Below are 6,286 nucleotides of genomic sequence, written 5' to 3'. Positions count from 1 at the left end.
CCGCCTGAATGGTATTAAGAACGACCCACCCGCGGACGCCGCGGATGGGTCGACACGATCAGTCAGGGCACGATCGGATGATCTTCGTTTGGAGGCGGGGTGCCTCCCTCCTCCGCTTCGCGATCTACCTGCCCCAGTCTCGCTCTTTGATCAACGCCCCTATTGCCGGGCGTTCTTATGGGCGACCGTGGTGTTGGCCACCTCCGGTCGCGCCGATCGCCGGTTCGCTCGTGCTGGCCGCGCCTGTTTCGACGTGGCCCGCCAGCCGACGCAGGAAGGTGCTGTCCCGGTCGGAAACCACTGACAGGTCGTACCAGCAGTTGCTGTGCCGGATGTCCGCGGTGTGGACGACGTGTGCGTCGGGCTCGACCTGGTAGCTGGCCGGGTGGGCCGGGCTGTAGGTGTCGGTGATGGTGAGCCGGACGGATGTGGCGCCGTTGTTGCCGAGGACCAGCCGGAGTTCACCGTCGTCCCCGCCGCGGCGTGCGTCCACCTGCGCTCCCGCGACGCCCACACGTCCGATGAACTGCCGGAAGAAGCCGTTGGGCCCGTGCACCGAGAACTCGTAGGCGCCCTGGTTGGCCGGTGCGATGGTCCAGCTTCCGGACAGCGCCCGCCCTGCCTCGACGGTGTAGGTCCACGGGCCGTCCGGTTGGGTCGTGGAGGTGACGTAGAAGTTCGCGCCGGCTTTGCCGTAGTTGCTGAAGTCGATCCGGACACGGTTCTTGGCCGCGTTGGTCCGGCCGTCGACGGCCAGGTCGTAGGGCAGCGGCCGGGCGGGGCGCAGCCCGGGTTCCTGCTGGGGCAGCGCCGGATTCGTCGGCGGCTTCGGCACGTAGTCGTCGTGCCTGTTCTGGTCCGGCGGAAGGTAGCCATGGGTGTCCGGGAGCGGTGCCACCCTGGCGTTGGTCCGCGAGAAGTCGAACGCCGCGGTCAGATCACCGCACACCGCCCGGCGCCAGGGCGAGATGTTCGGCTCGTGGACCCCGTGACGCTGTTCGATGAACTGTACGACCGAGGTGTGGTCGAAGACCTGGGAACATACCCAGCCGCCCTTGCTCCAGGGCGACACGACGAGCATCGGGACCCGCTGCCCCAGACCGTAGGGGCCGGCGACATGTGTGTCGGTACCGGACGGGGTGAACAGCTCGCCGCTGATGTCCGCGGTCGACTGGCCCCGCGCCGGCGATGACGGCGGGTACGGCGGGACGATGTGGTCGAAGAAACCGTCGTTCTCATCGTAGTTGATGAACAGCGCGGTCTTGCTCCACACCGCGGGGTCGGCGGTCAGCGCGTCCAGCACCTGGGCGATGTACCAGGCGCCGTAGTTGACCGGCCAGTTCCCGTGCTCGCAGAACGATTCGGGAGCCACGATCCAGGAAACCTGGGGGAGTTTGCCGGCCAGCACGTCGGCTTTGAAGATGTCGAAATAACCGTCACCGTGCTTGACGTCGGTGCCGGTACGGGCCTTGTCGTAGAGCGGGTTGCCCGGGCTGGCATTGCGGTACTGGTCGAAGTACAGCAACGAGTTGTCGCCGTAGTTGCCGCGGAATGCGTCCTCGATCCAGCCCCAGCCACCGGGTCCGTCGAGGCCGTCGCCGATGTCCTGGTAGATCTTCCACGAGACCCCGGCCTTCTCCAGCCGCTCGGGGTAGGTCGTCCAGGAATAGCCTGCTTCGGCGTTGGTGATGACCGGGCCACCGCCGGTTCCGTCGTTGCCGACGTAGCCGGTCCACATGTAGTAGCGGTTCGGGTCCGTGGGGCCGATCAGCGAGCAGTGGTAGGAGTCGCAGATTGTGAACGCGTCGGCAAGCGCGTAGTGGAACGGCATGTCCTCCCGGGTGAGGTAGGCCATGGTCACGTCGGTCTTGGCCGGTACCCACCGGTCGTACCGGCCCTGGTTCCAGGCCTGATGACCGCTGTTCCAGTCGTGCGGGATGGATTCGAGGAACTGCATCCCCAGGTTGTCTGCGTCCGGCCGGAACGGCAGGACGTCCTTCGTGCCGTCGGACTGATACCAGACCGGCTTGCCGCTGGGAAGGACCACCGGCCGCGGGTCACCGAACCCGCGCACGCCGCGCAGCGTACCGAAATAGTGGTCGAAGGAGCGGTTCTCCTGCATCAGCACGACGATGTGCTCCACGTCGCGCAGGGAGCCGGTACGGCGGTTCGCCGGGATTTCCGCCGCGCGGGCGATGCTGGGCGAGAGTAGGGACATGGCGGTGCTGCCGCCAGCAATCTGCAGGAGTCTTCGACGGTTGACGCTTGTCATGAGCGGCCTGCTTTCCGGCGCCTGCGGCGCCTGCGTGCGGGAGTCCGGAGGACAGTTTCACCAGATGATCGAGAACGCGCTACTGCGAACGGGGAAAAACGCCGAGAAGCGTGGACGAAGACGATCTCGTAACTGATTTCATGATCGATATCGTTCTGGTCGGCCGCTACCGGTGCGCAGCGCGGATCGTTTCGGGTGGCCCGGGACCATTGTGAACGACCGGTTCAGACGACCGGTTCAGACGACCGGTTCAGACGACCACGGTCATCGCGAGCGCGGTGCCCACCCACGCGGCGGCGAGAACGGCGGCGGGTATCCGGAGCCGGCCGTCGGTGCCCAACAGGACGACTGCGGCGAACACGTGGAGATCGACAAGCTGGCGAAAGGATGCGGGGGTGCGCAGCACGAAACCGGACAGAGAAATGGCGAGCAACAGTGCGAGTACAAACCCGACCCGCACCTCGAAGGTTCCTGTTGGCCCTGTTGGTCCGGTCGTTGTGTGGAGCCGCGCGACGGCCAGTCCGGCTGTCACGCCCAGTGCTGCTAACTGAAGCAGCGCGAGGATCGCGAGCAGGGTCGGCAGCATCGCACCGGGATGTCTCGTGACGTCACCGAACCATGCCACTGCGGACGGGAACAGCCCGGTCAACGGTGCGACTATGTTGTCCCCGGTGCCGGCGAGCATCGGGACGCCATGGGCCTTCCAGACACACACCAGCTGCCACAGCCCGAACGTGATGATCGGCAGTGCCCAGACCCGTGCTCCGCATGGTCTGGATACCCCCCGCCGCCATGCGGCGAGGTGGCCGACGGCCATCGCGACGACGGCCAGCAGGGCTGTCTCCCTGGCAAGCACCGCGACGGTGAACGCCATGCCCGCCACGGTCGGGCGGTGTCGACGCCAGGCGAGCAGTCCAGCGACTACCCCGACCGCGGCGACGATCTCGGTGAGATCACGGCTGAGACTGAACAGGAAGCCGGGAAATCCCGCGAGCAGGAGACCCCACAGCGGGCGTCGACCGTGGTCACGGGCCAGAATGCCCCCGAGAAGGCCGAGTGCGGCCAGCGCCAGAATATTGACGGCTACCAGAGCGGCGGCGACCCATTGCGACCGCCCGGCGGCAACGAGCCAGCTGAGCGTGGGGTACGCGATGCGCTGTAGTCGCAGTGGTGAGTCGATCACAATTCCGTGCGCGTCCACGCGGAGGTCGTATGGGGCCAGGGCCAGGCGGTAGGCGAACTGGCCGTCGTACCCGCCGCCCGGAAAGACATGCAGGTCGGGCGGAGCGGCGCTCGGATCCACCTGAGCACGCCCGGCAACCACGAATCGGCTGATGTCACCGTGCCCGACCGCCAGCAGGCGAGCGCCGGTCACCGCGACTGCCAGAATCAGCATGACTATACCGGGTGACCACACACTGTCGCCGCGGGTCGAAACACCGACCCGCGGCCTATCCGTACCTGCTTGCCGCATGAATCATCCGTACGGGTCAAAGGAAATGATAACGGATGGGGCCGGAGCCTGGCGGATCGATGATGAACGTCGACTATGCCATCCGCCGAAGGTGGCAGGAGCTGGGGTCGGCGGTACGACGAGGCGATCATTATGGCATCGGCTGTGCGGCCCTGACGAGCGGAAGGTTGACATCCCAGAAAGCCACAAATCGGACATAGGATGTACGTCTACCTTCCACTCGTGCCGGGGTGCCGGGGTGCCGGGGTGCCGGGCCTCGCGAAGCGATGGTCTGGCTCCGGGGATACGCGAGCCGGACAGATGCTTCACACACACGCACTGGCGCAGGCCGCCGGATATGCCGTCACTCGGCGGCGACCAGCTCGCCGCACCATTGCTTGCCATCCGTGCCACGGCCGCCGGGTACCACCTCGAAGGCCGTCGCCGCGTCGTTCACCCGCACGAAGAAGTAACACCGACTCACCTGGATGGAACTCGTCGCCATGTCGACGGTTTCCGCGAGCAGGCCGTCGGCATTGTAGTTGTGGACGGCCCGCAGCGACTGGATGAAGCCGTTCCGGGTGGGACAGTCGCCAGCGGCTGCCAGACCGCGGAGGAAGAGATCTGCCGTGATGTAGCCCATGACAGCGGTTCCCTGATCCGGCGGATTGAGCTCGGGTGCATACTGTACCATCGCGTTTCGGTATGCATCCAGGGCTGCGGAGTGTGCCTCGAACGGTGTGAAGCCGATGTAGACGGCCATGCCGGCGATGGACGGGCCGAACTGCGGCAGTAGGCTCGGATAGTAGCCGTCCGGGCCGAACGCGGCTTTGATCGGTACCCCGGCCGCCCGCGCCGCCTTGACCACGTTGGCGAGCCCGGTTCCCGAGATCGCACCGACGATCACATCGGCGCCGCTGCGCCGGATATCGGCGGCGACGTGAGCCGGGTCGGTCGAATTATCCGAGTAGTCGCCGGTGCCCACGATCCGGATACCCTGCGATTTGAGGCTGGCCTCGAGTTTCGCTGCCGCCATCCGGGACGACGCCCGCAGGGTACTTTCCAGCAGGTACGCCCGCGTGCCGCCGTTCTGCTTGGCATACAGCCCGAATGTGCTCACGTTCGAGCCGTCGGCGTACTGGTTTGAGACGGTGAACATATTCGAATATTTGCCCCATGTTGAATCGGTGACGAGACCGGTAACCGGGACGCCCTTGGTACTGAGGTACTCGGCTGAGCCGCTGACGAACGACGTCTCCTGAAGAATCCCGAAAACACCGACGTTCTCGATGAGGTCGCGGGACGCGGTGAGGTTCTTGGTGGCGTCCGACTCGTCGTCGCGCCATTCGATGCTGATCTGTCGACCGCGGATGCCGCCGGTGGCGTTCGCCACGCCGATCCGCGCCTCGACGCCGCTGCGGACGGAGCGGAACACCGTGGCGAGGATACCGGTGTTCGGGAAGACTAATCCGACCTTTAACTCCTTCGGGGTGACGCCGGGAGCACTACACGCCCCGGCTGCCCCGGCTGCTCCGGCTGCCTCGGCAGCCCCGGATGTCGCGCACGCTGACGTCGTCAGCGCGACTATGAGGCCGGTGGCCGCGACGCCGACCCACAGCTTCAGAGGACGATCCATAACGCTCGCAATCTGTTGCTATAAGTAAATTTTCAAAATAATTGTTATTCTTATCATAGGAGGGATGGTTGACCCTCGGGGGGTCTGGTTGTTACGGAATCGATCCGTTCTGTTGCTGCCTGGATCTGATTCGACTCCGGCGCACCGGCCCGGCCCGGTCTGGCGCTGTGACTTGACGGAGACTACATATCGCCTGCATATTGCAGGCATAATTGTTACCTTGACGATTCGGGACGTGCCTGAGGACATACGGGACGCGCTGAGTCAGGACGCCGAGCCCCGCGACGCCGCGTCCGCTCTTGCCGGTCGCTCTTAGTCTCTGCAGGCATTCCTCCTGGGTGTACTCACCCGTCAGGTGTAGTTCGGCCGGAACCAGCAGCTCCTGGCTACGATCGACCGCGACCTCACCCTCGTGATCTCTGACGGTCGCCTGGCGCGTGCGGCGACATCCTTTTGCAGTGTGGAGCTGGTGGGGTAGGGACCGGGCCGGGACGGTCGACGAGCAGCGTGACGAGCCGGCCCAGCTCGGCAACCGGGTCGTCGGTGAGACCGCTGTGCACCTGCGATGTCTGCACGATCGTGCTCCGTGGTGACGTCAGCCACCGGAACCGCTCACCCGGCGGCAGCGCGCCGGCCGGGCCCGCCGCCGGCCCGCCCGTGCACACCTGCTCGAACGCGGCGAGGTTCGCGGACACCACGGTGTGGTCGAGGAACGGGTCGAGGGCGGTCAGCCGGTCGGCGTCGACCGCGCACCGGGCCTGCAGGTAGCCGGCGCGCTGGCACCACAGCACCACCCCGACGTTCACACACTCACCGCGTTCGACCCTCGGGACGACCCGTACCACGGCGTATTCGAACAGGTCAGCCACCGCGGGCCGCCCGCAGCCACGCCGGCGGTCCGGCCGGCTGGTTGGCGGGCTGGTTG

General features: G+C 66.1%; 4 protein-coding genes. All 4 read right to left on the bottom strand.

Annotated features, from left to right (window positions below; genetic code table 11):
• Nucleotides 1-175: 175 nt before the first annotated feature.
• Nucleotides 176-2,272: a phosphocholine-specific phospholipase C gene (locus U9980_RS11325; RefSeq protein WP_322767878.1), complete on the bottom strand. Its 2,097-nt coding sequence runs from the start codon at nucleotides 2,270-2,272 to the stop codon at nucleotides 176-178.
• A gap of 250 nt (nucleotides 2,273-2,522) precedes the next feature.
• On the bottom strand, nucleotides 2,523-3,668 hold the full coding sequence (locus U9980_RS11320; RefSeq protein WP_322767877.1) for a hypothetical protein: 1,146 nt from the start codon (nucleotides 3,666-3,668) through the stop codon (nucleotides 2,523-2,525).
• Nucleotides 3,669-4,089: 421 nt separating this feature from the next.
• Nucleotides 4,090-5,361 carry an ABC transporter substrate-binding protein gene (locus tag U9980_RS11315; protein ID WP_322767876.1) on the bottom strand — a complete coding sequence of 424 codons (1,272 nt, stop codon included), beginning with the start codon at nucleotides 5,359-5,361 and terminating at the stop codon, nucleotides 4,090-4,092.
• 404 nt (nucleotides 5,362-5,765) lie between these two features.
• Nucleotides 5,766-6,286 (bottom strand): DUF3037 domain-containing protein (locus U9980_RS11310; protein WP_322767875.1); only part of this gene is annotated, 521 nt, incomplete at its 5' end.

It is taken from the genome of Protofrankia sp. Cr1 (genome assembly GCF_963555865.1).
Lineage (GTDB): Bacteria > Actinomycetota > Actinomycetes > Frankiales > Frankiaceae > Protofrankia.
This window is presented reverse-complemented; position numbering and strand designations above follow the sequence as displayed.